The 24,451-nt window shown below is 46.9% G+C and carries 27 protein-coding genes and 1 pseudogene; all 28 read left to right on the top strand.

Features of this window, described 5'->3' with window-relative positions:
- The first annotated feature begins 9 nt into the window (after positions 1–9).
- The 28 genes and pseudogenes from DHL47_RS07205 to DHL47_RS07070 all read left to right on the top strand — a co-directional run bounded on the left by DHL47_RS07205 (position 10) and on the right by DHL47_RS07070 (position 24,443).
- A complete protein-coding gene (locus tag DHL47_RS07205; RefSeq protein ID WP_209551391.1) occupies positions 10–1,152 on the top strand; it encodes an ATP-binding protein in 1,143 nt (380 codons plus the stop codon).
- Positions 1,153–1,197: 45 nt separating this feature from the next.
- The gene (locus DHL47_RS07200) at positions 1,198–1,623 is read left to right on the top strand and encodes a hypothetical protein (RefSeq protein ID WP_209551390.1); all 426 of its coding nucleotides are present in this window, start codon (positions 1,198–1,200) and stop codon (positions 1,621–1,623) included.
- A gap of 2 nt (positions 1,624–1,625) precedes the next feature.
- A complete protein-coding gene (locus DHL47_RS07195) occupies positions 1,626–2,363 on the top strand; it encodes a hypothetical protein (RefSeq protein WP_209551389.1) in 738 nt (245 codons plus the stop codon).
- Between the two features lie 20 nt (positions 2,364–2,383).
- Positions 2,384–2,923, top strand: a complete 540-nt coding sequence (locus DHL47_RS07190) for a hypothetical protein (protein WP_209551388.1) — start codon at positions 2,384–2,386, stop codon at positions 2,921–2,923.
- Between the two features lie 10 nt (positions 2,924–2,933).
- A complete protein-coding gene (locus DHL47_RS07185; protein ID WP_209551387.1) occupies positions 2,934–4,517 on the top strand; it encodes a DEAD/DEAH box helicase in 1,584 nt (527 codons plus the stop codon).
- Between the two features lie 3 nt (positions 4,518–4,520).
- The gene (locus DHL47_RS07180; RefSeq protein WP_209551386.1) at positions 4,521–5,252 is read left to right on the top strand and encodes a DNA-methyltransferase; all 732 of its coding nucleotides are present in this window, start codon (positions 4,521–4,523) and stop codon (positions 5,250–5,252) included.
- A gap of 9 nt (positions 5,253–5,261) precedes the next feature.
- Positions 5,262–6,274 (top strand): annotated as a pseudogene (locus tag DHL47_RS07175) (DNA cytosine methyltransferase).
- Between the two features lie 18 nt (positions 6,275–6,292).
- Positions 6,293–8,566 carry an AAA family ATPase gene (locus DHL47_RS07170; protein WP_209551385.1) on the top strand — a complete coding sequence of 758 codons (2,274 nt, stop codon included), beginning with the start codon at positions 6,293–6,295 and terminating at the stop codon, positions 8,564–8,566.
- A gap of 210 nt (positions 8,567–8,776) precedes the next feature.
- Complete coding sequence (locus DHL47_RS07165) at positions 8,777–9,031, top strand: hypothetical protein (RefSeq protein WP_209551384.1); 255 nt, start codon at positions 8,777–8,779, stop codon at positions 9,029–9,031.
- Complete coding sequence (locus DHL47_RS07160; protein WP_209551383.1) at positions 9,024–9,422, top strand: RusA family crossover junction endodeoxyribonuclease; 399 nt, start codon at positions 9,024–9,026, stop codon at positions 9,420–9,422. Before DHL47_RS07165 ends, DHL47_RS07160 begins: the two co-directional genes overlap by 8 nt.
- Entirely contained in the window at positions 9,419–9,643 is a 225-nt protein-coding gene (locus DHL47_RS07155; RefSeq protein WP_209551382.1) for a hypothetical protein, read from the top strand. Before DHL47_RS07160 ends, DHL47_RS07155 begins: the two co-directional genes overlap by 4 nt.
- A complete protein-coding gene (locus tag DHL47_RS07150) occupies positions 9,643–9,927 on the top strand; it encodes a DUF3310 domain-containing protein (RefSeq protein WP_245335578.1) in 285 nt (94 codons plus the stop codon). The genes DHL47_RS07155 and DHL47_RS07150 overlap by 1 nt, the downstream gene beginning before the upstream one ends.
- Positions 9,920–10,117, top strand: a complete 198-nt coding sequence (locus tag DHL47_RS07145) for a hypothetical protein (protein ID WP_209551381.1) — start codon at positions 9,920–9,922, stop codon at positions 10,115–10,117. The genes DHL47_RS07150 and DHL47_RS07145 overlap by 8 nt, the downstream gene beginning before the upstream one ends.
- Positions 10,108–10,263, top strand: a complete 156-nt coding sequence (locus tag DHL47_RS07140) for a hypothetical protein (protein WP_209551380.1) — start codon at positions 10,108–10,110, stop codon at positions 10,261–10,263. Before DHL47_RS07145 ends, DHL47_RS07140 begins: the two co-directional genes overlap by 10 nt.
- Before the next feature lies 1 nt (position 10,264).
- Positions 10,265–10,687, top strand: a complete 423-nt coding sequence (locus DHL47_RS07135) for a DUF1492 domain-containing protein (protein ID WP_209551379.1) — start codon at positions 10,265–10,267, stop codon at positions 10,685–10,687.
- A 189-nt stretch (positions 10,688–10,876) separates the two neighbouring features.
- Positions 10,877–11,308 (top strand): terminase small subunit, encoded by a 432-nt coding sequence (locus DHL47_RS07130; protein WP_209551378.1) that lies wholly within the window; start codon positions 10,877–10,879, stop codon positions 11,306–11,308.
- Positions 11,289–12,569, top strand: a complete 1,281-nt coding sequence (locus tag DHL47_RS07125) for a PBSX family phage terminase large subunit (protein WP_209551377.1) — start codon at positions 11,289–11,291, stop codon at positions 12,567–12,569. The genes DHL47_RS07130 and DHL47_RS07125 overlap by 20 nt, the downstream gene beginning before the upstream one ends.
- Positions 12,570–12,578: 9 nt before the next feature.
- Complete coding sequence (locus DHL47_RS07120) at positions 12,579–14,114, top strand: phage portal protein (RefSeq protein WP_209551376.1); 1,536 nt, start codon at positions 12,579–12,581, stop codon at positions 14,112–14,114.
- Positions 14,080–15,483: a minor capsid protein gene (locus tag DHL47_RS07115; RefSeq protein WP_209551375.1), complete on the top strand. Its 1,404-nt coding sequence runs from the start codon at positions 14,080–14,082 to the stop codon at positions 15,481–15,483. Before DHL47_RS07120 ends, DHL47_RS07115 begins: the two co-directional genes overlap by 35 nt.
- Positions 15,484–15,891: 408 nt before the next feature.
- The gene (locus tag DHL47_RS07110; RefSeq protein ID WP_209551374.1) at positions 15,892–16,494 is read left to right on the top strand and encodes a DUF4355 domain-containing protein; all 603 of its coding nucleotides are present in this window, start codon (positions 15,892–15,894) and stop codon (positions 16,492–16,494) included.
- 3 nt (positions 16,495–16,497) lie between these two features.
- Complete coding sequence (locus DHL47_RS07105) at positions 16,498–17,382, top strand: phage major capsid protein (protein ID WP_209551373.1); 885 nt, start codon at positions 16,498–16,500, stop codon at positions 17,380–17,382.
- A 3-nt stretch (positions 17,383–17,385) separates the two neighbouring features.
- The gene (locus DHL47_RS07100; RefSeq protein WP_245335577.1) at positions 17,386–17,745 is read left to right on the top strand and encodes a phage head-tail connector protein; all 360 of its coding nucleotides are present in this window, start codon (positions 17,386–17,388) and stop codon (positions 17,743–17,745) included.
- A 10-nt stretch (positions 17,746–17,755) separates the two neighbouring features.
- Positions 17,756–18,034 (top strand): hypothetical protein, encoded by a 279-nt coding sequence (locus DHL47_RS07095; protein WP_209551372.1) that lies wholly within the window; start codon positions 17,756–17,758, stop codon positions 18,032–18,034.
- Positions 18,031–18,375 (top strand): HK97-gp10 family putative phage morphogenesis protein, encoded by a 345-nt coding sequence (locus tag DHL47_RS07090; RefSeq protein WP_209551371.1) that lies wholly within the window; start codon positions 18,031–18,033, stop codon positions 18,373–18,375. The genes DHL47_RS07095 and DHL47_RS07090 overlap by 4 nt, the downstream gene beginning before the upstream one ends.
- Before the next feature lie 6 nt (positions 18,376–18,381).
- On the top strand, positions 18,382–18,741 hold the full coding sequence (locus tag DHL47_RS07085; RefSeq protein ID WP_209551370.1) for a hypothetical protein: 360 nt from the start codon (positions 18,382–18,384) through the stop codon (positions 18,739–18,741).
- A gap of 15 nt (positions 18,742–18,756) precedes the next feature.
- A complete protein-coding gene (locus DHL47_RS07080) occupies positions 18,757–19,344 on the top strand; it encodes a phage major tail protein, TP901-1 family (RefSeq protein ID WP_209551369.1) in 588 nt (195 codons plus the stop codon).
- A gap of 75 nt (positions 19,345–19,419) precedes the next feature.
- A complete protein-coding gene (locus DHL47_RS07075) occupies positions 19,420–19,893 on the top strand; it encodes a tail assembly chaperone (RefSeq protein WP_209551368.1) in 474 nt (157 codons plus the stop codon).
- Between the two features lie 332 nt (positions 19,894–20,225).
- A complete protein-coding gene (locus DHL47_RS07070; RefSeq protein WP_209551367.1) occupies positions 20,226–24,443 on the top strand; it encodes a tape measure protein in 4,218 nt (1,405 codons plus the stop codon).
- Positions 24,444–24,451 lie beyond the last annotated feature (8 nt).

The following is a 24,451-nucleotide window of genomic DNA, read 5'->3' as shown; positions in this document are numbered from 1 at the left end:
AATAAAAGAATGCAAATTACAAGAGGAAAACGGGCACGAGCTCAAAAAGTAGTTATCTATGGCCCTGAGGGTATCGGCAAATCTACCTTTGCAGCAGAATTCCCGAACCCGGTCTTTATCGACACGGAGGGGTCAACGGACAACATGGACGTGGCACGGCTGGACAAACCGACTAGCTGGACCATGCTAAACAATGAAGTAGCCTTTATCAAGGCCAATCCGACCGAGTGTGGAACACTCGTCATTGATACGATCGACTGGGCGGAATCTATGGCGGTCGCTGATGTCTGCGCTCAGCATGGCAAGAAAGGGATTGAAGATTTCGGCTGGGGAAAGGGCTACACTTATGTCCAAGAAGAAATCGGACGTTTCTTAAACAGCTTGTCTGATTTGGTGGATATGGGGATCAATGTGGTATTGACTGCGCACGCTCAAATCAAGAAGTTTGAACAGCCAGACGAACTAGGGTCATACGACCGTTATGAGCTAAAACTTGGCCAGAAAACCGGCTCTAAGACAGCGCCGCTAGTCAAGGAATGGGCGGATATGGTCCTGTTTGCCAACTACAAGACCCTAGTCATGACGGCCGAAAACGGCAAGAAAAAGGCTCAAGGCGGCGAGCGGGTCATGTACACCAATCACCGGCCGGCATGGGACGCAAAGAATCGTCACGGCTTACCAGATGAACTGCCATTTAACTACAGCGGCATCGCTCATATCTTTGTAAGTCCGCCAGCCACTGTGCAGCCTACACCGCAAGCAGAACCACGAGCAACACCGCAACCAACACCAACACCTCAGCAAACCCCTCAGAAAGACCCAGAACCAGCACAAACAGAACTGCCAATCGACATGTCACAGGTTGCAGATAAACCACAAGCAGAGGTACCAGCGCAACAGACACAGCCCACACAGCAGCAATACAGCGCCAGCTTACCAAATAGCCTGACGGACCTGATGAAGCAGGAAAATGCAACTGAAGACGAGCTGAAGCAAGTAGCTTATATCCGGGGACATTTCCCGCTGGGAACGCCTATTGAAAACTTCCCGCCTGATTATTGGGATATGATTGTAGCCCACTGGCGCGAAACGCTGGACGTTATCAAAAATCAAGTACGCACAGATCCAGAACTACCCTTTACGATGTCGTAGATTCTGGGAATTGGAACTAATTGCAAAATATAACAAGGAGTACACATGACAGACAAAACAATCAAAATCGATTTATCAAAAATCGCAAATACTGCCTTGCAGGAAAAGGTAGACAAGGAACTCGAAAAGGTCCTAGATAATATCCTAGACCTCAACACAGAAGCGAAGGCGACCCGTAAAGTCACTATTACGCTAACTATGTCAACAGACGATGAGCGAACTGTCGTCAAGACAGGAATGGAAGTCAAGTCCACTTTGGCGCCGCAAAAAGGCGTCGCAACAACTGTCATTGTCGGTCGTGATGAAGCAGGAAAAATCCACGCCAACGAGCTTAAAAGCGGCATACCGGGTCAAACGTACTTTGACGACAACGGCGACATGCGAACTGACACCGGTGAGCTTATCGAAAAAGTGGAACAACAGGAAAACTCTAAAATCATTGATTACAACCAAAAGAAAGCAGGTAACTAAACATGGCAGAAAACATCAAAGACGCACTATCCTATGCAGTTGAATTGGCAGATCAGGAAAGTAAAATCATTAAGTCCGAAACAGGTAAGGAATACTACGACAGCAACCGTCACAGTCTGTGTGAGCTGAATCCTCGCCAATATGCGCCGGTGCTCAATCTGCACACGCTGCGCAGTCTGGTAGACTACCTCAAGTCTGACAACGACATCATCAATTCAAAACGTGTCCTTGTCGTAGTGGAAAGTCCGCAGAAGGTATCTGTATATGACCAAGTAGATTTCGACTACGGCCGACGCAATCAGCTTGTCTATGTACAAGCTGCTGTGCCACGCATTCCGTTTGATAACTGGCACGATCAAGAAGAATTTAATATCATGCTACAATCTATGTTCATTGACGATGCAGACCGTAGTATCGTGCTTGATTTTGCTAGTCATCTAAAAATCGAAAAAGGTGCAGAAGTCCAAGACAATGGTGTTAGCCAGATGGCAACCGTCCGAGATGGTGTGGCGAGTCTTTCTAAAGCGAAGACACCGAACCCAGTGACCCTACGTCCATATCGGACCTTTAACGAAGTAGAACAGCCAGCCAGTCAGTTTATCTTCCGGATCAACAAACTGGCAGACTTGGCCCTCTTTGAAGCAGATGGAGGCAAGTGGCAACTGGAAGCTATCAGCAACATCGCAAGCTACTTGACAAAAGAACTTGTTGGCAATGACAAAATCACAATTTTAGCATAAGAAACAAAGGAGAAAAACACATGACACAACAATACAATAATTTTGAGCGTGAACTTGGCTGGGACGATACAATCGAAAAAGATTCAGAGTTTATCCTACTGCCAGACGGACTGTACCACTTTACGGTCGTTGGCATGGAACGTGCACGACACACACCAAATCCACAAAATCCCGGCAAATTGCCAGCTTGTAACAAGGCTATCGTCAGCATCAAGATTGTAGCGAACGAAGGCGAAACAGAATTGCGCCACAATCTATTCTTGCATAGCACAACTGAAGGAATGCTGTCCGCTTTCTTCGCTGCAATTGGCCAGAAGAAGAAGGGCGAGCCGCTGCGCATGAACTGGAACGCTATCATCGGCGCGACTGGTGTATGTAAGATTGGTACGCGTCAATACAATGGCAATAACTACAACGAAGTAAAATCCATGCTCTACCCTGAAGATGTGGATTACACCAAAGTATTGAACAGTCAGCCACAATCAAGTCAAGCTGGCTATCAACAGCCGCAACAACCGCAGCAACCTGCGCAAGGTGGATACCAAGCCGGGCAATTTTAGGAGGTAAGGGATGCAATTAAGACCTTATCAACAGGAAGCCAGAGAAGCCGTACAAGCCGAATGGTCTCAAGGTCGCAAGCGCACGCTCTTAGTTCTGCCAACAGGATGCGGAAAAACAATCGTCTTTTCAAAAATCATCGAAGACCAAGTGAAGGAGGGCAAGCGGGTGCTTGTCCTTGCTCACAGGTCCGAGCTGCTGGAACAGGCCAGCGACAAACTCAAGACCGCTACTGGATTAGGTACTGCGCTGGAAAAGGCAGAAAATACCTCTCTAGGGTCCTGGTATCGGGTTGTCGTCGGGTCAGTCCAGACCATGCAGCGAGAAAAACGACTGAGTCAATTCCCACCTAACTGGTTCGATACCATCGTAGTCGATGAAGCTCATCACGCTATATCAGACGGTTACCAGCGTGTCCTTGGCTACTTTGAACAGTCAGATGTCCTCGGGGTAACAGCAACGCCAGACCGTGGCGATATGCGTAACCTTGGCACATACTTCGACAGCTTGGCCTATGAATACTCGCTAGTACAGGCCATCAAAGAAGGCTACCTATCCAAGATAAAAGCTATCACTATCCCGCTGACGCTGGACCTATCCAATGTCAGCATGTCAGCCGGCGACTTCAAAGCCAGCGATGTAGGCACTGCCCTAGATCCATATCTGGAGCAGATAGCTGATGAAATGGTCAAGCAATGCGCAAACCGCAAAACAGTCGTATTCCTACCGCTGGTCAAGACCTCGCAGAAGTTTCGGGACATTCTCAATCAGAAAGGTTTCCGAGCTGCTGAAGTCAACGGTGAATCTAAGGATCGGGCGGAGGTGCTACAAGACTTTGAAGATGATAAGTATAATGTCCTATGCAACTCTATGCTCTTAACCGAAGGCTGGGACTGTCCATCAGTTGACTGTGTGGTGGTCCTGCGGCCGACTAAGGTGCGGGCGCTCTACAGTCAAATGGTCGGCCGGGGTACTCGCCTGCATCCAGGAAAGGAAGAACTGCTTTTACTAGACTTCCTCTGGCACACAGAACGCCATGAATTATGCCGGCCAGCTCACCTCATCTGTGAATCTCCAGAAGTAACGCAGAAGATGGTCGAGAACATGGAAGAAGAAACCGGCGTCCTGCTGGACTTGGAAGATATGGAAGTCAAGGCTGCCGAGGATGTAGTTGCGCAACGTGAGGAAGCCCTAGCCAAGCAGCTGGAAGAAATGCGCAAACGCAAGCGCAAGCTAGTGGATCCGCTGCAGTTTGAAATGTCTATCCATGCTGAAGATTTGTCGAACTATGTGCCTAATTTCGGATGGGAGCAAGCACCTGCCAGTGATAAGCAGCTGAAAGCACTTGAGAAATACGGCATTTTTACCGACGAAATAGGCAACGCAGGGAAGGCCAACCTCTTACTGGACAGACTGCACAAGCGTCAATCAGAAGGACTGACCACGCCAAAACAGATTCGGTTTTTGGAAGGTCGTGGCTTCAAAGATGTGGGCATGTGGCAATTTGACCAAGCTAGAAATATGATTGATCGTATCGCAGCGAACGGCTGGCGATTGCCTGCTGGCGTACGACCGAAAGAATATGTGCCGGGGTGATGTATGGAATTGAATACGATTTACAACGAGGATTGCTTAATTGGTATGCAACGAATACCTGACAAGTCTATTGACATGATATTATGCGATTTGCCTTACGGAACAACCCGAAACGCTTGGGACAGTGTGCTGCCATTTGATGAGCTTTGGAAACAGTACGAACGAATTATCAAGGATAATAGCGCGATTGTACTCACTGCACAGACGCCTTTTGACAAAATCCTTGGCGCAAGCAACCCCAAACTTCTGCGTTATGAATGGATTTGGGAGAAATCGAACGCAACAGGACACCTTAACGCTAACCGAATGCCGTTAAAATCACACGAAAATATTTTAGTGTTCTACAAGGAACTGCCGACATACAATCCGCAGTTTACTTACGGAAAACCGTACAAAGCTACATATAGCACACATAGCAGCAACTACGGGAATCAAAGGGATAATATCGAAACCGTAAACGACGGCTATCGTTATCCTAGAAGCGTGTTGTTTTTTGAAAACGAAAAAGATAATTTCCACCCCACGCAGAAACCAGTCGCCTTATTTGAATATCTCATTAAAACATATACAAATGAGGGGGGGCTGGTGTTGGATAACTGCATGGGAAGCGGCACAACTGCGATTGCTTGCCTTAACACTAACCGGAACTTCTTCGGCTTTGAGACCAGTCAAGAGTATTACGAGAAAGCTCTAGACAGGATTGATAAACACACAGTTCAAACACTATTATTTTGAGGGAATAAAATGAAATTTTTAGACCTATTTGCCGGTATCGGCGGTTTCCGTCTAGGCATGGAAGCAGCCGGCCATGAGTGCGTAGGTTTCTGCGAGATTGACAAGTTCGCTCGTAAGTCCTACAAAGCTATACACGACACGAAAGGAGAGATAGAACTGCATGACATCACAGCCGTACCAGATGACGCTGTTCGATCCATCGGACACGTCGATATTATCTGCGGTGGATTTCCGTGTCAGGCTTTCAGCATTGCGGGAAAGCGGCGAGGATTCGAGGATACTCGAGGAACTTTATTTTTTGAAATCGCACGGTTCGCATCTATTCTCAGACCTCGCATGCTATTCCTTGAGAACGTCAAAGGATTACTCAACCACAACGGGGGGGGGATACCTTCGAAACCATACTCGCAACCTTGGCAGAGCTGGGGTATGACGCTGAATGGCAAGTGCTTAACAGCAAAAACTTTGGTGTCCCCCAAAACAGGGAGCGAGTGTTCATTATCGGACATCTTAGAGGAGCAGGTACCAGAGGAGTATTTCCTCTCGGAAGTAGCTCTGCGGAAATTAACGATCAGAAAGTGACCAGTATCGGGAATGTCAATCCTTCTGGCCGTGGGATGAACGGAGAAGTATATCAATCCGACGGACTGTCGCCGACTTTGACGACGAACAAGGGAGAAGGGCCAAAGATAAGAATTGCTGGCAACCTGCAAGGCAGCTATGGCCAGAGTTCAAGAGTATACGATACCGAAAGCCTAGCGCCTACTCTATCCACAATGCAAGGTGGTGGCCAAGAGCCGAAAATCAAAATCAAAGAAGCGACATCCGTAGGCTATGCAGAGGCAGAGGCGGGAGATAGTGTCAATCTATCGCACCCAAATTCTGCCACTCGCAGGGGGCGGATTGGCAAGAATATGGCCAATACCCTTGTAACTGGCGACAGTAACAGCCAGCTATACAAGCAGGCTGGAAACAGCGTCACAGTCAATGTGATTGAGGCGATAGCGAAGGAGTTAAAATAAACACAAAGGAGATAACAAGTGGCAGAGAATGATTTTAATTTGTTACCGTTGCTGGATTATATCAATCCTGCCACGGTAGACTACCAGACATGGGTAAATGTGGGCATGGCCTTAAAACACGAGGGCTACACGGCAGCAGACTGGGACAGTTGGTCGCAGGCTGACAGCCGGTACAAGAAATTTGAATGCTTCAAGAAGTGGGACACCTTTAACGAAGAGGCAGGCACAGTCGTCACAGGAGCGACTATCACGCAGCTGGCAAAAGAAGGCGGCTGGGTATCGCAATACAGCCACGACAGCGAGAATGCGCATGAATTGGACTGGAACGATACCATCGACCGTGATTACAAGGTCATTGATAAGAACTGGATAGAAGGCAAGGAAATCCACGAACCGACTGTCTGGAATCCGGTACAGGAAATCATCAAATACCTAGAAACGCTTTTTGAAGCCAGCGAAAATGTCGGCTACGTAACAGAAACATGGCCAAAGGTGGACGAGGAAACCGGCGAGATTGAGAAATGGCTGCCCACTAAGGGGGCTTATGACCGCACAGCTGGCCAGTTGATTAAAGAGCTAAGCCAATGTGATGGCGACATCGGAGCTGTTCTCGGTGACTACAAGGAAGAAGCCGGAGCATGGATTCGCTTCAATCCGATGGACGGACGAGGCGCAAAAAATGAAAATGTGACAGATTTTCGCTATGCACTGGTCGAATCAGACAGCATGCCGATAGACAAACAGAATGCCATCTACAAGGAACTGGAGCTGCCAATCGCTGCGCTGGTCCACAGTGGCAACAAATCCCTGCACGCTATCGTAAAAGTAGACGCCGGCAACTACGACGAGTACCGCAAGCGGGTGGATTATCTCTATAAAATCTGCCAAAAAAACGGTATCATCGTGGACACGCAAAACCGCAATCCAAGCCGTTTATCACGCATGCCGGGCTTTGTCCGAAACGGTCAGAAGCAATTCCTAGTAGATACTAACATCGGTAAGGCTGACTGGGACGAATGGTACCAGTACATCGAAGACTTGAACGATGACCTGCCGGATCCTGAAGGGTTGGCCGACAGCTGGGACAACCTGCCAGAGCTGGCTCCTGAGTTGATTCACGGCGTTCTGCGTCAAGGTCACAAGATGCTGATTGCTGGACCGTCTAAAGCAGGTAAGTCATTCGCTTTGATTGAGATGTCGATTGCGATTGCTGAGGGTGAGAAATGGCTAGGCTGGGAATGTACACAAGGCCGAGTCCTCTACGTTAATCTGGAGCTGGACAGGCCGTCAGCTCTACATCGTTTTCGAGATGTTTACCAAGCTATGGGGCTGCAGCCGCAGAATATCCACAACATCGACATCTGGAACCTGCGGGGCAAAACCGTACCAATGGACAAGCTGGCGCCTAAGCTCATCCGTCGAGCTTTGAAGAAGAATTACATCGCAGTCATCATCGACCCTATTTACAAGGTTCTGACGGGTGACGAGAATAGCGCAGACCAGATGGCCCACTTTACCAATCAATTCGACAAAGTAGCCACAGAGCTAGGCTCTAGCGTTATCTACTGTCACCACCACTCGAAAGGTGCGCAGGGTGGTAAGAAGTCCATGGACCGTGCCAGCGGGTCCGGTGTATTCGCTCGGGATCCTGATGCGCTTATCGACTTAGTAGAACTGGATGTGACGGAAGAACTGCTGACGCAGCGTCTCAATCAAGCAGCCTGCAAGGTTTACCAAGAAGCGCTGCAAGAACGCAACAAGGCCTACTACCAGCAGCATGTCGGACTGGATGACCTCTTGAGTGCAGCACAAATGCGGACGCACTTTGAAAAAGGCATCCCCGGCGTAATGGACCGGGCAGTCTACACTGACAAGCTCGAAGAAGTCCGTAACAAAATCCAGATAGCCACCGCATGGCGTGTGGAAGGCACACTCCGAGAGTTCGCCAAGTTCAAGCCAGTCAATATGTGGTTCAGCTATCCAGTACATGCGCTTGATGACAGCGGTGTACTGGCGGATATTGAACTTGAAGAAAATAAGTCCAACTGGCAAAGAGCCAAAGAAACTCGCAAAAAGAACGCAAAGGAAGACAAAAAACAAAAACTTATAGAGTTTGACGAAGCGATCGAAAATGCGAATTATGGTGAACTACCCTCAAAAGAAGATGTGGCAGATTACTTGGGTATAAGTGTTAGAACGGTTGAAAGACGAATGAAAACATCTAAAAAATACCAAATAGATAAAAACACAGGGAATATCATCCCTATCGTCAAACCGACGACAACACCATAAAATTATGGTCGTGTCGTAAGTGCGACAACACCATAAAATCGTGGTGGTGTCGTGCGACAGACAACTATATATTATATATATAGATAATGTCCTGTCGGCCATCATGTCCATGCCTGTATTGACAGGGTTGCTAAATACGCACCCTGTCATATACATGGCCCATGGACTAAGCGCGAAAAAATAAAGTAAAAAAAGAAAGGTAAAATAAAAATGTTTATTACAGTGCAGGGGAAATTTATAAACGTCAATCATATAGTTATGGTTGAAAAGGTAAATGAAAAATGCTCTAAAATTTTTTTGAGTTATCAAAGTGCTCCTATTCTGATTTCTTTATCCCATGCAAGTATTTTAGGTAAAATACACAGAAGTCTTGGAATATTAGACGAAAACGAAGAAGACAAAATGCCAAGTCTACAAGACATGTATGATTGGGAAGTTGCTGAGCGGAGGCAGGACTATGACTGAATTTTTTCTACCAATGCAAAAAATACCGACAACCACGCACCAACAAAAAAAGGTAGCCGTGGTAAATGGCAAACCACGGTTCTACGAGCCCGAAAGCCTGAAAGCTGCCAGAGAGAAATTTCTCGCACTACTGGCCCAGCATGTGCCGCCTGAAAAGTATACCGGCGCAGTCCGTCTCACAGTTAAGTGGTGCTTTCCTCGTATCAATAAAAGCTACGATGGCCAGTACAAGACCACTAAGCCAGATACGGACAATCTGCAAAAACTGCTCAAGGACTGCATGACGCAGCTAGGCTATTGGCAAGACGATGCGCAAGTAGCAAGTGAAATCGCAGAAAAGTTCTGGGCGTATACTGTGGGGATTTATATCAAAATCGAGGAGCTGCCATGAGAATTGATTATATCGATTTTTTCAGCCGGGTCATCCCGGAGTGGATGCAGGCCAGCAACCAAAAAAGCCAAGAAGTCGGTTTTGGTTCAGATGCCTACTGGATGTGGGCAGTCGAATCCATGGGGCAGGTATGCAAACAATACAACGACGATAAGCTGGTAACCGAGCAGTTCAGTCTGCTATTCAGCTGGCTGGAGAAACAAGCAGGAGGTAATAACTAATGGTGTTAGAACAAGCTGAAAAACACGACAGCAAACGCAATCTAGGAATTGATTTCAGCGTGGCTGATGTCGTGAACAAACCAAGCCACTACCAAGGCGAGTTCGGCCTTGAGGCAATCGATGTGGTCCGGAACTTTGCCGGTGACCTAACCGCAGTACAAGGCTTCTATTGGGGCAACGCTATGAAGTATATGCTGCGCTTCCAGAAAAAGAACGGCCTTGAAGATTTAAAAAAGGCCCGCAAGAACTTAGATTGGCTAATCAAGGAGTTCGAAGATGAATAAACTGAATGAACTATCGCACTGGAAACATGTAAGAGACTGGTACCAAGACCAGGGAAGCGAAGACAGCCTGAAAAAAATAAAGGGTGCTTTCGGCCTCGGTGCCATGGCACAACGCAGACGCTGGCTGAGAGAACGCATCAAGAACTGCGACGAACAAATCAGAAGACTGGAGGGAGATCAATGCGAGTAATTACTGAAAATGCTATTATTCACGTCCAGAATGGAAAAGTGACAATTAACGGTTTTGATTACAGCGAAGACTGTAAAGCACTTGTCAGCGACCATAAGGACGGTACAGGGACTATTACGCTGGTATTCGACGGCAAGGTGGTGTGATATGACTATCGACATCAGACGCAGGCTAAAGGCACTCAAATACATCGACATCAAAGCCAAGTCAAAACATCAGGAAATAATCAGCCTCAAATCCGGTATCCTGCGCAGCCAGCAATATAACGACATGCCAAAAGCTGAAAGTCCAGTCAATCGGTCCGAAGAATTGAATGTGCTGATTATCGATAAGTCCGAAAAAATCTACAGGGAAATCCAGCAGCTCTACAAAGAGCGCGATGAATTAGTCAAAGCTATCGAAGCGCTGGACGACCCAGTGGAAAATCTCATCATGAGGCTCTATTACATCAACGGACATTCCATCAAGGAAATTGAAAGAGAGCTGCCGTTAAGCCGCAGGGCGATTTTTTACACAAAAGAAAGTGCGGAAGAAAAAATCTCGCACACTTTGCACCCCCCTGCACTTTAAAAGTGATATTATGGTAGTGTCGAAATAGAGGCGAGGAGCCATAGTGAAAACCTTCTTCGTTTTTTTAATCTCCCTTGCTGAAACCGCACAACTCGCCCCTTTTTCGAAAACTCTTTTATTCCCCGAAACGAGGACGCAAATCGCGTCCTCTTTGCTTGCGTAAAAATAGAACCGAGGTGATGGAAAATCATGAAATTGACTATCAAGCAAAAGAAATTCGCTGACGAGTACATCATCAGCGGAAACGCGACACAATCGGCAATAAAAGCCGGGTATTCGAAGAAGACTGCGCGAAACATCGGACAGGAGAACTTAACAAAACCAGCCATCAAGCATTACTTAGACGAACGTTTGAAAAAGCTTGACGAAGCGGCCATCGCAGACCAAAAAGAAGTCATGAGAGTCTGGACATCTATTTTGCGTGGCGAACGGCCTGAAGAAGTTGTGTTTGTGGATCCGGCAGGCGGCGGAGTAGTACGAACTACGAAGAAAGCTGATAATACTACAGTCATTCGAGCTGGGTCTGAAATCATGAAACGTTATCCGCTGCCACTTGAGGTCAATGTGAATCAGACAATTGAAATCAAGGTAGGTGATTGGGATGACGACGACGAAGACTAGACCTCGCATTAAAATCACATTTGACAGGCCTAGCAGGGTCTTTAATAAACACATCTATGACCGGCTGACTGATTATACCAACTTTACCGAAGTGCACTATGGCGGTGCTTCTAGCGGCAAATCCCACGGCGTTATTCAAAAGGTCGTCTTCAAGGCTCTGTCAGATTGGAAATATCCCCGTAAGGTTCTCTTTCTGCGGAAGGTCGGGGCCACGCTGCGGGATTCTATTTTCGAGGACGTCAAGCAGTGTCTGTCGGCTTGGAAAGTTCTTGACCTCTGCAAAATCAACAATTCTGATTATCGCATTGAGTTGCCGAACGGCGCAGAATTTGTCTTTAAGGGCATGGACAACCCGGAAAAAATCAAGTCAATCAAGGGTGTGGCTGATGTGGTCATGGAAGAAGCGTCAGAGTTCACGCTTGACGACTATACGCAGCTGACTTTGCGTCTGCGGGAAAAGAAGCATAAGTTCAAGCAGATATTTTTAATGTTCAACCCGGTCAGCAAGGCCAACTGGGTATATAATGCATTCTTTGTCAAGTCGCCGAAAAATACAGCAGTCTACCAAACGACCTACAAAGATAATCGTTTTCTGGACGAACTGACTAGAGAAAACATTGAGGAGTTAGCAAATCGGAACGAAGCTTATTACAAGATATATGCTCTTGGTGAGTTTGCCACACTGGACAAGCTGGTATTTCCGAAGTACGAAAAGAAGCTGTTGAATAAGCAGCAGCTGGCACACCTGCCGGCCTATTTTGGGCTTGACTACGGTTTTATCAATGACCCGTCGGCATTTATGCACATCAGGATAGACGACGCAAATAGAAAGCTGTACGTTGTCGAGGAATATGTCAGAAAAGGCCTGACTAACGATAAAATAGCTGGAGCTATCAAAGACCTTGGCTATGCGAAAGAGCAGATACGCGCCGATTCTGCTGAAAAGAAATCAAACCAGGAGCTGCGCAATTCTGGTATCCGTTATGTCATCGACGCACAGAAAGACCCTGGATCTGTCATGCAAGGAATTCAGTACCTGCTGCAGTATGATTGGGTGGTGGATGAGCGCTGTGTCAAGCTGATTGAGGAACTTGAAAACTACACTTGGAAGAAAGACAAGAAGACAAACGAGTACATCAACGAGCCGGTAGACAGCTACAATCATTGTATTGACGCGATACGCTATGCACTGCAGGACAGAATACTGCAGAATAAATCAACACAAGAACGCATGAAGAATGCGTCTTATTATTTCAGGTAAGGAGACAGAATGTCAGTAGAATTTTTGAAAGGTTTTCGATTTGGTGACAAGTCAAATGAGCAGTTCGTCATGCTGCAGGAAGACTTTGACGCTATCGAATATGGCTCGGATAATTGGATCGAGCAGCTAAAACGCTATGTCAATCGGCACAAAGCGGAACAGCTGCCCCGGCTGAAAGAGCTGGCTCGGTACTACAAAGGCGATAACAACATTAAGTACCGAGCCGCGAAGACTGATGATACAGCAGCAGACAATCGCATTTCCAGCGATTTTGCTAAGTACATCACCATTTTTGAGCAAGGTTACATGCTGGGGAATCCGGTTGAGTATAAAAACGAAAACACTGCTATACTTGAACTGATTAAGGATTTTTCAGCCAAGAATAACGAGAAGAAACATAACAGCTCTATCAAGAAAGACCTTTGCGTCTACGGCCGGGCCTATGAACTGCTAGTCGTCGCAGAACGATCCGGCAGTGCTTTTGTTAAGCTGTATAAGCTGCGGCCAGAGCAGACATTTGTTATCTACGATGATACCTACGAGCAAAACTCGCTAATGGCCGTCAATTACTACGATATTGACTACGGCGACGGCAAACGCAAAACAATCATCAAGGTCTATACTGCGAACCGCATCTATACATACGAATGGTATAGCATGAAGCCGGACAGCATGAAGCTAGTTGACGAACTGGAGCACTATTTCAACGGTGTGCCAGTGAACGAATACAGCAACAACGAGGAGCAGCTGGGGTCGTTTGAATCCGTATTGGACAATATTGACGCTTACGACCTTTCGCAGTCCGAACTGGCCAATTTTCAGCAGAATAGCAATGACGCCATCTTGATGATTAAGGGCAATCCGTATACTGGAGCAGACGAAAAGGATTTCTTCGACGACGGCCGTATCAATCCGAATGGTCGGCTGTATGTGTCACAGGCTTATAAAAAAGCACAGGTCCTTATTTTAGATGATAACCCTAACCCCGGCGGGGCTAATCCGGACGCGTCTTATTTAGTCAAGCAGTACGACAGCACAGGCGCAGAAGCTTACAAGCAGCGTCTGGTCAATGATATTCTGCGGTTTACGTTTACGCCTGACACGCTGGATAACAACTTCTCTGGTACGCAGTCCGGCGAATCGATGAAATACAAGCTGATGGCCAGTGACAACTACCGCGAACAACAGCAAGATTTATTTGAGGCGGGCCTTATGCGTCGGCTGCGTCTAGCTGTCAACATTTGGAGAATCAAAGGGAATGAAAACACTGCTTATGACTTAATCAATGATACGGCTGTTGTATTCACTCCGAATATTCCGCAGAACGAAAACGACCTCGCAAACATTGCTAAATCTCTATATGGCATTGTCAGCGATCAGACGGTTTTTGAATTGTTGGATCAAGTCACTGGTGTGGATGCAGAAATGGAGCTGGAGCGATTGAAAAAAGAAACAACGGAAGAACAGCCACAGCCACGGCTGGAACCAGTTCAGGGAGCCGAGGTGATAGATGATGAAGAAGAAACAGAATCAGAATCATCTTGATTACTGGTCAGCCCGGTCAGATGACATCTTTCGTTACTTGGACCGCAAGGATGTAGATTTTTTCAAGGAGCTGAATCAGATTTATCAAGAGCAGGCTGTGGAAATGCAGAAGGCTCTTTTTGATTTTGTCAGCAAGTATTCCGAAGATGGATCGATAGGCTATCAAGAGGCCCTGCAGCGTTTGAAAGGCACCGACCTGTCTGATTATCAGGCAAACGCTCAAAAGTACCGCGAGCAGGCCGAGAAAGACCCAGAACTGCTTAAAAGACTGAATGAACAGTACGCGTCAGCACAAGCCAGCCGTCTTGAAAGTCTTCAGTTGGATATACTTTTCCGTATGGGAGTGGCCAGAGGAATCATTGCTGATAAGTTTGATAGCTATTTGCAGAAAATGGCGCTTATGGGCTACAAAAAGGCTATGGGCGGCCGGTCTGGTACTATCAACGCTCCAGCACTCAAGGAGCTTGTCAAAACGCCATTTAATGGCTACAACTACAGTCAGCAGCTATGGGGCAATACAGACAATCTGATAAAGGATTTGAAAAAGGTTCTGAAGTCTGGCTTTGTTCGCGGGGATCACCCGCGGACAATGGCGCGGGACTTAGCACGAAAGTACAAGGTGGCTAACAGCAGGGCAGAAACGTTAGTCCGGACCGACGGCACTATGATTGTCAATCGGGCGGCTGTCCAGCGTTACAAGGACGCAGGGCTGAAATACTACCGCATACTGGTGCACTTAGACAACCGGACTACTGAAATATGCCGGAAGATAGCTGCGGATGACAAACGGTATCTGATTGACGAGATAGAACCGGGTATCACAGCGCCGCCGTTTCATTTCAACTGCCGGTCTGGAGTGATACCGGACGAAGAGGAATTGAATGGTGACATCGCAGAATCTGATAGTGATTTCAGCGAGCTGAGCAATGATTTATCAAAAATCTGGGATGACGTCTCGGGTAGCAGCATGGGTTATGATGATATTAAGCGCAATCTTGCCGATAAATACGTCATTGGCCAGCTGCCCAACGTTGCAGGCACGAGGGAAATGATAAAGCGCGTTGTAATGACGAACAGCGACTTGGCTAAATCGTTAGAAAAACACGGCAGCGAGTTCCCCTTGGATCAAATGCTATTGCTTGAAGAATTAGTCAGCAGTCCTGATTACATCGCGGACAATACAAAACATCACAATAATTCGATTTTGTTATACAAAGAAGTGCCTGAACGCTTGAAATACCTAATGGAAGCAGCATTGATTCCAAAAGACGACGGCAGCTACATCATCCATTACCACAAAATCAAGAAACAAAAACTGAATAAATTAAAGCGTGAGCAAAAAATACTTTACTCTAAAGACAATATGTGATATACTTAGGGTAAAGATAGAGGTTGAAAAGTATCCGCCTCCAACGCGCCACTTAGCTAGTGGGTCGAGAAATGCGGGCGACATTCGGCGGTCCCGCCTATCTTGTTTGCGCTTAGATAATTATCTAGGCGCTTTTTTGTTGTCCTGAAAGGAGAAAGAATGTTTATTTGGAATTTAGTATCTATCACAGCAGGCGTTATCGTACTGCTTATTTTGCTGATTTTAGGCTATATAGTTATAGCCGGTCTAATCGAAGGTATTAGAAATGTCATATACAAACACAAGTCGTAATTTTACGGCTTTTTATCTTGCCCAGACTTTGCGGATGGCGTTAAAAGCTGCACTGTTTCGCCGCCGGGCGTAAAGCGAGACTATCGAGTGGCGACGTAATCGCTGGAGGACAACCTTATGTCAGAAGAAATCAACGGAACTGTATCGGCTGGGAATCAGGCTGAGACTGTCGACACTCAAAACGATAAGGCAGCAGGTACAGAATCAAATGCAGACAGCGAAAAGCACGAGCGAACTTTCACTCGGGCTGAGCTCAGCAAGATGATAGCTGCTGAGCGAGGCAAGTGGGAAGCTGAACAAGCAACGGCGCTTGATGAAGCAAGAAGCGAGGGTGAACGTTTGGCTAAGCTGACCAAGGACGAACGCACCAAAGAAGAACAGGCTAAGCGTATGGCCGAACTCGAAAAACGTGAGCAAGCCATTGCCCAGCGTGAAATGCGACTGGCTACTCAAACCCTGCTTGCTGACGAAGGGCTGCCACAGGAATTTCTGGATCATGTGCTGGCACCAACTGCAGAAGAAGTGCAAGCGAAGATTACGGCTTTGCGCGGTGTATTTGATGATGAAGTTGAAAAACGCGTCAATGAGCGATTGGTTCAGAAGACGCCGCGTCTTGGCACTTCTTCAGGTGTGACCAAGGCAGAAATCATGGCAATCAAAGACGATGCAGAACGCGAACGTGCGATTGCTGAAAATATCCAACTTTTTAGAAAGGGCTAAAATATGGCTGAACAAAAATTAACGACTATGGACAACTTGGGCGAAATCAAATCCATTGATTTTGTCAATAAGTTTTCTAAAAACATCAACGACCTTTTGGCGCTGCTTGGCGTGACCCGCCGCCAGGAGCTGTCAAATGACCTTAAAATTCAAACCTACAAATGGACTGCAGATGTAAATGCGACTAATCCGGGTGAAGGTGAAGACATTCCGCTTTCTCAAATGGTACGCGCCAAAGACCAAGCGCATCAAGTGGCGTGGTTTAAGAAGCGCCGTTCTGTTTCTGCTGAAGCGATTGCACGTCACGGTGCGTCTATCGCTATCACTGAAGCAGACAATCGCCTGCTGCGCGAAATCCAAAATGGCATCAAGGAATCATTCTTTACTTTCCTGAAAGCAAACCCTACCAAAGTGAAAGGTACAGGGCTGCAGGCTGCACTTGCACAGTCTTGGTCTAAGTTGGCTACATTCAATGAGTTCGAAGGTTCTCCGATTGTTTCTTTTGTTTCTCCGCTTGATGTAGCTGACTATCTCGGCGGCGCTGGGGTCGGCGCAGACGCTTCTAATGTATTCGGTTTGACCCTGCTCAAGAACTTCCTGGGCATGCAGAATGTCATCGTTATGCCGTCCGTGCCGCAAGGCAAGATTTACTCAACTGCGATTGAAAATCTTGTATTTGCCAATCTGAACGTTGCTACTGGCGATTTGGGCGGACTGTTTGCTGACTTTACAGATGAAACCGGACTGATTGCCGTTGCGCGTGATCGTGCACTTAAAAACCTGACCTACGAATCAGTGTTCTTCGGTGCTAATGTCCTCTTTGCGGAAATCCCTGAAGGTGTCGTAGAAGCGACTATCGAAAAACCAAAAGCAACACCGGGAGGGTAATAGATGGCAGCGATTGATACAAGCGAGATTTTGAAAGAAATCAAGCTTCTGAAAGGGGTAAGCGATACAGCGCAGGATGACTTGCTGAATTTGACTATCAAAGAAAGCACAGAGCGCATCCTTGCCTTTGTCAATCGCTACTCTGATACATCAGTGACGGAAATTCCTAATACCGCAGGCTACATCGTCCGTGATGTGGCCATCAAGCGGTTTAATAAGCTCAATTCCGAGGGAGCCAAGGCAGACAGTGAAGAGGGGCGGTCTTTCACTTGGGAAGGTGATTATCTGACTGAAGATGATAGGCAGGTCCTCATGTCGCTGGCCACTAAACGGCGGGCTCGCGGTATTGCTCGATTCATCTAGGAGGTGCGACATGATTTATAATGACCGGGTCATCTTAATCAAAGAAACAGCTCCAGCGGATGAACTGGAAGATGATATTACGACTGCAGAGATTGGCCCTTTGCCTTGCATGCGGGCAGCCTTGACGAACAATGAACAGCTGGGAATCTTTGGAAAATACAATCTTGACAGTTTTAAGTTGCATTTACAGGGTATTCATCGAGATTTTCACAGCGTCATTTACCAAGGTCATCGTCGCAATATCCAAGGAAAGAAATACCACAGGAACAGCACGGTGATTTACCTATGAGCTTGACATACAAAATGAAAGGTCTTGACAAATTCATCCGTTCGACGCAGCAAAAAGGCCGAAAAGCTCGAATTGCTGTAAATCAGGAGCTGAATCGCTCCAGTCTGCGCGTTGAACGAGCAGCCAAGTTATATGCTCCTTGGGATACAGGCTGGCTAAGTGAAAGCATCTACAGCATGCAGGCCAGCGCTCTGGGGTATAAGGTCATCTCTCCAGTCTATTATTCAATTTATGTTGAGCTAGGGACGCGGAAGATGAACGCCCAACCGTTTCTAGAGCCTGCAGTGCGCGAAGAAGAACCGAAACTGATGAGAAACCTCAATAAAATGTTTAGAAAGTAGGTGGTCATGGATTCACCAACAACTAAATTACTTAAAAGTTTAAAAGAGCGGCTGGGTCCGTTAGGGTTTCCAGTCCATTTTAAGCTGCCTAGCGCGTCCGTAGCCGAGCCTTTCGCGGTGGTCGGTGCAATTACATCGGACACATCAAAAACGGCGCAGACGGGTCTTATAATCGAGGATAGCACGGTGCAGATTGATATTTACTTGTCCGGAAGTAAAAGCCGGGTATATGCCGAAAATGTCAAATCGCAGGCTATCCGATTGCTGGGCCGCAGCACACGGACAACATCAAGCATATTGATGGACAACTCTATCGGTCGGGAAGTCTATCATATCGTAATCAGAATGACCGAAACAATACTTTAATCAAGGAGGTCTTAAATGACTGAAGAAAAAGGAAAAGTGAAGATTACTACCGCAAAGCCAATTGTCGGTAAAAAAGTATTCTATTTCATTCAATCAATCCACGCCGAAAAAGGAACTGGTGCTTTGCTGCCTGCATATCGTACAGACGGCAGCATGACCCTTGGCGGCGAGTATCAGGACGAGCAAACGCAACAAGGGCGCTTGCTTGAGAAATCAAGTGACGAGCATTCAATCGAACTGACTCAGTACTTCGCGCCAATGGATCCGTCAGTTAATGTCATCTTAGATGCGCAAGCAAAAGGTGACTCTATTAAGATCTGGCGTGTCGTTGTTGATGAAAGTGTCAAATCTCAAATTGGCGAAGACCCAAATAAAAAGGATGCTTACCCTGCGAAGTTTGGCTATGCCAAAATCACTGACGATGTTGAGTTCAACGACGGTGTAGAAGAATTTGTCGAATTGTCATACACCGCTGGTATCGTCGGCCGCCTGCAAGATGGCAAATTCCCGCTTTCTGCTGAAGAACTGGCTTTACTCAACGACATCTACGAATACCAAAACCCGGGGGAAACTACCGGAGACTACGACAACATCCAGAAATAATCTGGAACATAACTTTTAGAGGGGTGGCCGTCGCGGGTCGCCCTTTTATTTTGCATGAAGGAGAACGAACCACACATGGAATTTAAAATCGGAAACAAAATCATTGAAATTAAGTTTGATTACCATTTGATGTTCAAAATCGACAAAGAAATGGCAACCAAGGACGAAAACGGCCAACCGTCAAATAATGGCATCGGCACTCTGTTTTACAAGATTGTTAATCGCGATGATCAAGGGCTGGTTGATTTAATTCAATACTGCGGGTCTAAGAAAGGCAAGGCGGTGACAGAAGACGAAGCGCTGAAAGCTATTGAAGACTATTTTGAAAAGTCTGACGCTGACGATCCGCAAGAGGAACTGTTTGAAGCTGTACAAGATGAAATGGTGGCGTCTGCTTTTTTCAGGAAAAAGATTTTCAAACATATCGACAACTTAAAACTTGGGCTGGAATTAGCGAAAACTCAAGCCAAGGAAAACGATGTGACAGCAGAAATGCAAACCAAAGCACTTTCCGAAATTATTGGCAAGATGGAAAACGCGCTCTCTTAACCGAGTGCGCCCGGCTTGGTCTGACTGACTTAGATACTATCCTTGGCTGCAACAAGTGGGAGTTAGACGCAATTCTTGAGGGGCTGCATTACAGACAGATCGATGAACGTGAAAACTTATCAGCTCTTGCCTTGGAAATGCGCTACACCCTCAACAGCAAAAAGGTGGATAACAACAAGCTCAGCAAACGCAAGGACCGCGAGAAAGTCAGGAGATTTTTTCACAAGAAGACCAAACAGGAAATCAAGAACGCCAGCGATTTTGTCGCTAAGCTACAACAAGCAAGCGAGATGTTTGCAAACAGATAAAAAGATAGAAAAGGAGGTGTGCGCATGAGTTTTGATGGTTCTATCTTTGCCATGATTGGGGCGGATACCAAGGACTACGAGAAAGCCATGAATCAGATTATAGCGTCAACGAAGAAAGCTTTTGACGACGCTCAAAAAGCGGCAGTTAATAGTTCTAATCAGATGATTCAGAAGATTGGTCAGCTTATGAACCAGCTAGCCCAGAACAGCGGAACACTCGGCCAGAAAATTGGCCAAGGATTCAGCGGCGGTCTGCGAATCGCTCTGGGTGAAATACAACGGATTGCGTCGAACATCGGACAGCGTCTGCCTGAACCTATTCAGCAGGGACTAGCCAGAATTCTGTCAGGATTCCAAAGCTTGAGCGCTAAAATTTCAAGCGCGCTGTCACCGATTACTTCAAAGGTTTCGAGTGTTTCATCTGCAATCACTGAAAAACTGTCCAGTGCTTTTAGCAGGGCGTTCAGCAGCGCAACTGATTTTACGAACCGTGTCAGCAATTCTTTTGGCGGTAAGATTGTCAGTCAAGTCAGCAACCTTGCCAGCAAAGTGTCCAGCAGTCTAGGGAACGCTTTTAGCAACTTAGGCAGCAGGGCGACAAATGCGCTAAACAACATCAGTAATAAATTTGCCAGCACGGCCAGTGCCGGCGAAAAGCTGACTGGAGCAATCCGGAATATCGCTTCAGCCTTTGGTCTGGTTGCAATTGCCAGCAAAGTGTTGGATACGATTAAGAATGCCATCGGCGGAGCAGTTGACCGGGTCGATACCCTGAACAAATTTCCGAAGATGATGCAGAGCTGGGGTTATTCGGCAGAACAGTCAAAAGGTGCTATTGATAAGTTGTCAAAAGGTATTGACGGACTGCCTACAGCGCTGGACGAAGTTGCAAAGACTACTCAGCAACTAACCCTACTGACGGGTGACCTCGGCAAGTCTACAGATTTAACCTTGGCTCTTAACAACGCCTTTTTGGCTTCTGGATCATCTGCGGCTGACGCAAGCCGTGGACTTATCCAGTTTAGCCAAATGCTGTCAAATGGTAAAGTTGACATGCAATCTTGGCGAACTCTACAAGAGACGATGCCGGTAGGTCTGCAAAAGACCGCTGAGGCGTTTGGTTTTGCAGGTGGAGCTGCTAAAAGTCAATTATACCAAGCCTTGAAAGAAGGAAACATTACCTTCGATCAGTTTAGCGATAAGCTGATTGAATTGAACGACGGTGTAAATGGTTTCGCTGAATTGGCTCGCATTAACTCAATTGGCATCCGGACTTCATTTGTAAATATTGGTACAGCTGTCACAAAAGGCGTGGCTAACATCATACAAGCTTGGGACGAAGCTGCCAAAGCTAAAGGTTTGCCTACGATTGTCCAGATGTTGGATAAAGTAAAAGAAGGCGTGAATAAAGTCTTTGCTTACATCACTGCCATGGTCCCTAATATCGTCGGTTCGCTGGCGCGGCTGAAAACGATGTTTCATTTCGATACTTCCGGATTGAATATCATAAAGACAACATTTGACAGAATCAATCAAGCGCTGCAAGAGTTTTCGCAAACAGGTACAGTCACCAAAGGGACGCTGAATAGTCTCTTGGGCACTGTAGCAAATTTGGGAATGAAAGCAGTAGCAGCGTGGGCTTTGATGAATCCCAAGAGCGCCATTAAAACCATCATGCCGTTAGTATCAACTTTCGGCAAAATGGGGGGTGTGATTGGCGGGCTGGGGCCTAAAATCAGTTCATTCGGTTCAATGTTAGGTAGTGGTTTTAGTTCAGCTGCCGGTTATGTAGGAGCGTTTTCTTCAAGGATTGGCGGTCTTCCGGGTGTGCTGGGCGGTGCAGCTTCCCAAGGATTGTCAGTCATGGGTATGATGACACAGGGCATCAGCTCTGTCATGTCTGTCGCCCTGGCTGCCATCGGTCCGGCTGCTATCCTTGGACTTGTCGTTGCAGGTCTGGGAATCATCAACAATCAGTTTGGTGGTCAGATTGACCAGCTGCTAAATACAGTCACAACCAAAGGCCCGCAGATTATCCAGAATCTGGTACAGGGCATTACTAGCCAAATACCACAGCTGATTACATCAGGAGCGCAGTTAATTGCTAAGCTTGCCAATGCGTTTGCAACTATGTTTCCGGTACTGGTACAGGCTGGGGTGGACTTAATCGGCAGCCTAGTCCAAGGCGTCGGGCAGAATGCCACATCGCTGATTAGTTCGGCTGTGACTGTGATTGGTACATTTGTCCAATCTATCGCTAGCGCGCTGCCGCAGTTGCTGGGCATGGGTGTGCAGTTAATCGCGGACTTAGTGCAGGGCGTCCTAAACAACCTGCCACAGATTCTGCAATCGGCACAGCAGGCCGTGACGACCTTCATTCAGGGCCTTGGTCAGCAAATGCCAAGTATCATACAGAACGGCATCCAGATCCTTCAAAACCTGATTGACGGTATCATTCAATCATTGCCAACCTTGCTTGATATTGCAGTGCAGATTATCACTTCCTTCATTCAAGGGATTGTTGATAATTTACCGCAGCTTATCCAAGGCGGTATCCAGATGATTATGTCTCTGGTAATGGGGCTGATTAACAACTTGCCTAAAATCATTGAAGCAGCAGGACAAATCATTGTTTCTCTGATAGAAGGCATCATGAAGGCTGGACCTCAGCTTGTCATGGGTGGTATTCAGCTCATCGTCCAATTAGTGGTAGGTTTGATTCAAGGTATTCCTAAAATTATCGAAGCAGCAGGCAAGCTGATTGAAGCTTTGTGGAATGCTTTGTTGGGAGGTATCAAGGGGATTGCTGACGGTGTCAAGGACTTCTTTGGCGGTATCTGGGACTGGATGACTGGCAAGAGCGACGAAGGCGCCAGCAAGACCAAGGCGACTATGAACGACTTGTCAGCGTCTGTCACTAACAAGACGGCTGAAATGTCCACGGCCGCAAAGACCAATACCAGCGATATGGCTGCAGGTGTTCAGATGAATATGAACACAATGCAGCAGGGTGTTGGCAATTCCATGACCTTGATGGGAACTGATACGCTGAACAAGCTCAACACCATGAATACTAACGTAGACGCCAGCATGCAAGGGCTTGTCACAACTACTGGTGTTAATATGCAGGCGGTAAATACCAATGTATCTAGCAACATGCAGCAGGCGCAAACGAATGCGACCGCACAGGCTCAGACAATGAACACGAATGTGTCGGCGAATCTGAATAACCTGGACGCTAATACCAGCGCAACAATGAGCAATCTGCAGAACACTTCAAACACGGCCTTTCAGACTGTCCAAAGCCAAGCGACTATGGCATCTAGTCAGGCTGCTACAGGTGTGGCTACAAACTACAACACCATGAGTAATAGTGCAGTCAACTCAGCAAATGGCATGCAAAACGGTACATCGGCAGCACTCAACACTATGCAGTCAGACGCTCAGAACAGTTCTGCCGCAGTAGCTAACAGCGTAACCAACAACTTTAAGAAAGCCGAAATGAACGCCCAGAACGCCATGAACGGTGTTGCCAAGGCCGTTACGGACGGCATGAATAAGGTTGCTCAAGCCGCAAATGCCAGCGGAAATAAGCTGAACAGCACGATAACCAACGCTATGAACAAAGTCAAGTCTTTGACACAGCAAGCAATGAATGCTGTTGCTACTAATTTCAACAACGGCATGAATCGAGCAGCAAACGTGGCTCACGCTGCCAGCAATCGAATCGTTAGTATTTTCAGCGCTATGGCTAGACAGATGTATGCTGTCGGTATGTATGCAGGTATGGGGATGTATCAAGGGCTGGCCAGCATGGCAGGTTCGCTGTTCGCTTTAGCTGCAAGCATGGCTCGAGGTATCGCAGCAACTATGCGCAGTGCGTTACGGATCCATTCGCCTTCACGGGTAACAACAGCTATCGGTAGCTTCACCGGCGAAGGAATGTACAACGGTATGGCTGATTGGGTCAATCAGATAAACGGCATAGCTAAGCAATACGCTATGGCTATCACTGACCAACACTACGGTGTAGACAGTGTAGTCACGACATCTGCAAGCGTCAATAACGGCGGCATTCGGTCATCTCTGGAAGACTTGAGCAACGATGTGCAAAACTCTCAGCTGTCAGATACTACTTTCGAAATCCACAACGAGATTGTGGGTGATAAAATTTACACGACGGTCAAAGAAAAAGAATCGCGCGACAAAATCAAAGATGATTACTTTGTCTATAATACTTAGAAAGGCGG

It is taken from the genome of Streptococcus panodentis (genome assembly GCF_017884005.1).
In the GTDB taxonomy this organism is placed as follows: Bacteria; Bacillota; Bacilli; order Lactobacillales; family Streptococcaceae; genus Streptococcus; species Streptococcus panodentis.
The sequence above is the reverse complement of the archived record's forward strand: the minus strand, read 5'-3'. Positions and strand labels throughout refer to the sequence as shown.

What these genes read in the sequence shown, in the direction of transcription:
- DHL47_RS07070 (WP_209551367.1), top strand. Translation starts at nt 20,226, where the DNA reads ATGAGTTTTGATGGTTCTATCTTTGCCATGATTGGGGCGGATACCAAG.
- DHL47_RS07095 (WP_209551372.1), top strand. Translation starts at nt 17,756, where the DNA reads ATGATTTATAATGACCGGGTCATCTTAATCAAAGAAACAGCTCCAGCG.
- DHL47_RS07150 (WP_245335578.1), top strand. Translation starts at nt 9,643, where the DNA reads ATGGTGTTAGAACAAGCTGAAAAACACGACAGCAAACGCAATCTAGGA.
- DHL47_RS07075 (WP_209551368.1), top strand. Translation starts at nt 19,420, where the DNA reads ATGGAATTTAAAATCGGAAACAAAATCATTGAAATTAAGTTTGATTAC.
- DHL47_RS07125 (WP_209551377.1), top strand. Translation starts at nt 11,289, where the DNA reads ATGACGACGACGAAGACTAGACCTCGCATTAAAATCACATTTGACAGG.
- DHL47_RS07130 (WP_209551378.1), top strand. Translation starts at nt 10,877, where the DNA reads ATGAAATTGACTATCAAGCAAAAGAAATTCGCTGACGAGTACATCATC.
- DHL47_RS07100 (WP_245335577.1), top strand. Translation starts at nt 17,386, where the DNA reads ATGGCAGCGATTGATACAAGCGAGATTTTGAAAGAAATCAAGCTTCTG.
- DHL47_RS07195 (WP_209551389.1), top strand. Translation starts at nt 1,626, where the DNA reads ATGGCAGAAAACATCAAAGACGCACTATCCTATGCAGTTGAATTGGCA.
- DHL47_RS07165 (WP_209551384.1), top strand. Translation starts at nt 8,777, where the DNA reads ATGTTTATTACAGTGCAGGGGAAATTTATAAACGTCAATCATATAGTT.
- DHL47_RS07090 (WP_209551371.1), top strand. Translation starts at nt 18,031, where the DNA reads ATGAGCTTGACATACAAAATGAAAGGTCTTGACAAATTCATCCGTTCG.
- DHL47_RS07105 (WP_209551373.1), top strand. Translation starts at nt 16,498, where the DNA reads ATGGCTGAACAAAAATTAACGACTATGGACAACTTGGGCGAAATCAAA.
- DHL47_RS07185 (WP_209551387.1), top strand. Translation starts at nt 2,934, where the DNA reads ATGCAATTAAGACCTTATCAACAGGAAGCCAGAGAAGCCGTACAAGCC.
- DHL47_RS07115 (WP_209551375.1), top strand. Translation starts at nt 14,080, where the DNA reads ATGATGAAGAAGAAACAGAATCAGAATCATCTTGATTACTGGTCAGCC.
- DHL47_RS07200 (WP_209551390.1), top strand. Translation starts at nt 1,198, where the DNA reads ATGACAGACAAAACAATCAAAATCGATTTATCAAAAATCGCAAATACT.
- DHL47_RS07120 (WP_209551376.1), top strand. Translation starts at nt 12,579, where the DNA reads ATGTCAGTAGAATTTTTGAAAGGTTTTCGATTTGGTGACAAGTCAAAT.
- DHL47_RS07140 (WP_209551380.1), top strand. Translation starts at nt 10,108, where the DNA reads ATGCGAGTAATTACTGAAAATGCTATTATTCACGTCCAGAATGGAAAA.
- DHL47_RS07145 (WP_209551381.1), top strand. Translation starts at nt 9,920, where the DNA reads ATGAATAAACTGAATGAACTATCGCACTGGAAACATGTAAGAGACTGG.
- DHL47_RS07110 (WP_209551374.1), top strand. Translation starts at nt 15,892, where the DNA reads ATGTCAGAAGAAATCAACGGAACTGTATCGGCTGGGAATCAGGCTGAG.
- DHL47_RS07080 (WP_209551369.1), top strand. Translation starts at nt 18,757, where the DNA reads ATGACTGAAGAAAAAGGAAAAGTGAAGATTACTACCGCAAAGCCAATT.
- DHL47_RS07190 (WP_209551388.1), top strand. Translation starts at nt 2,384, where the DNA reads ATGACACAACAATACAATAATTTTGAGCGTGAACTTGGCTGGGACGAT.
- DHL47_RS07085 (WP_209551370.1), top strand. Translation starts at nt 18,382, where the DNA reads ATGGATTCACCAACAACTAAATTACTTAAAAGTTTAAAAGAGCGGCTG.
- DHL47_RS07160 (WP_209551383.1), top strand. Translation starts at nt 9,024, where the DNA reads ATGACTGAATTTTTTCTACCAATGCAAAAAATACCGACAACCACGCAC.
- DHL47_RS07155 (WP_209551382.1), top strand. Translation starts at nt 9,419, where the DNA reads ATGAGAATTGATTATATCGATTTTTTCAGCCGGGTCATCCCGGAGTGG.
- DHL47_RS07180 (WP_209551386.1), top strand. Translation starts at nt 4,521, where the DNA reads ATGGAATTGAATACGATTTACAACGAGGATTGCTTAATTGGTATGCAA.
- DHL47_RS07135 (WP_209551379.1), top strand. Translation starts at nt 10,265, where the DNA reads ATGACTATCGACATCAGACGCAGGCTAAAGGCACTCAAATACATCGAC.
- DHL47_RS07205 (WP_209551391.1), top strand. Translation starts at nt 10, where the DNA reads ATGCAAATTACAAGAGGAAAACGGGCACGAGCTCAAAAAGTAGTTATC.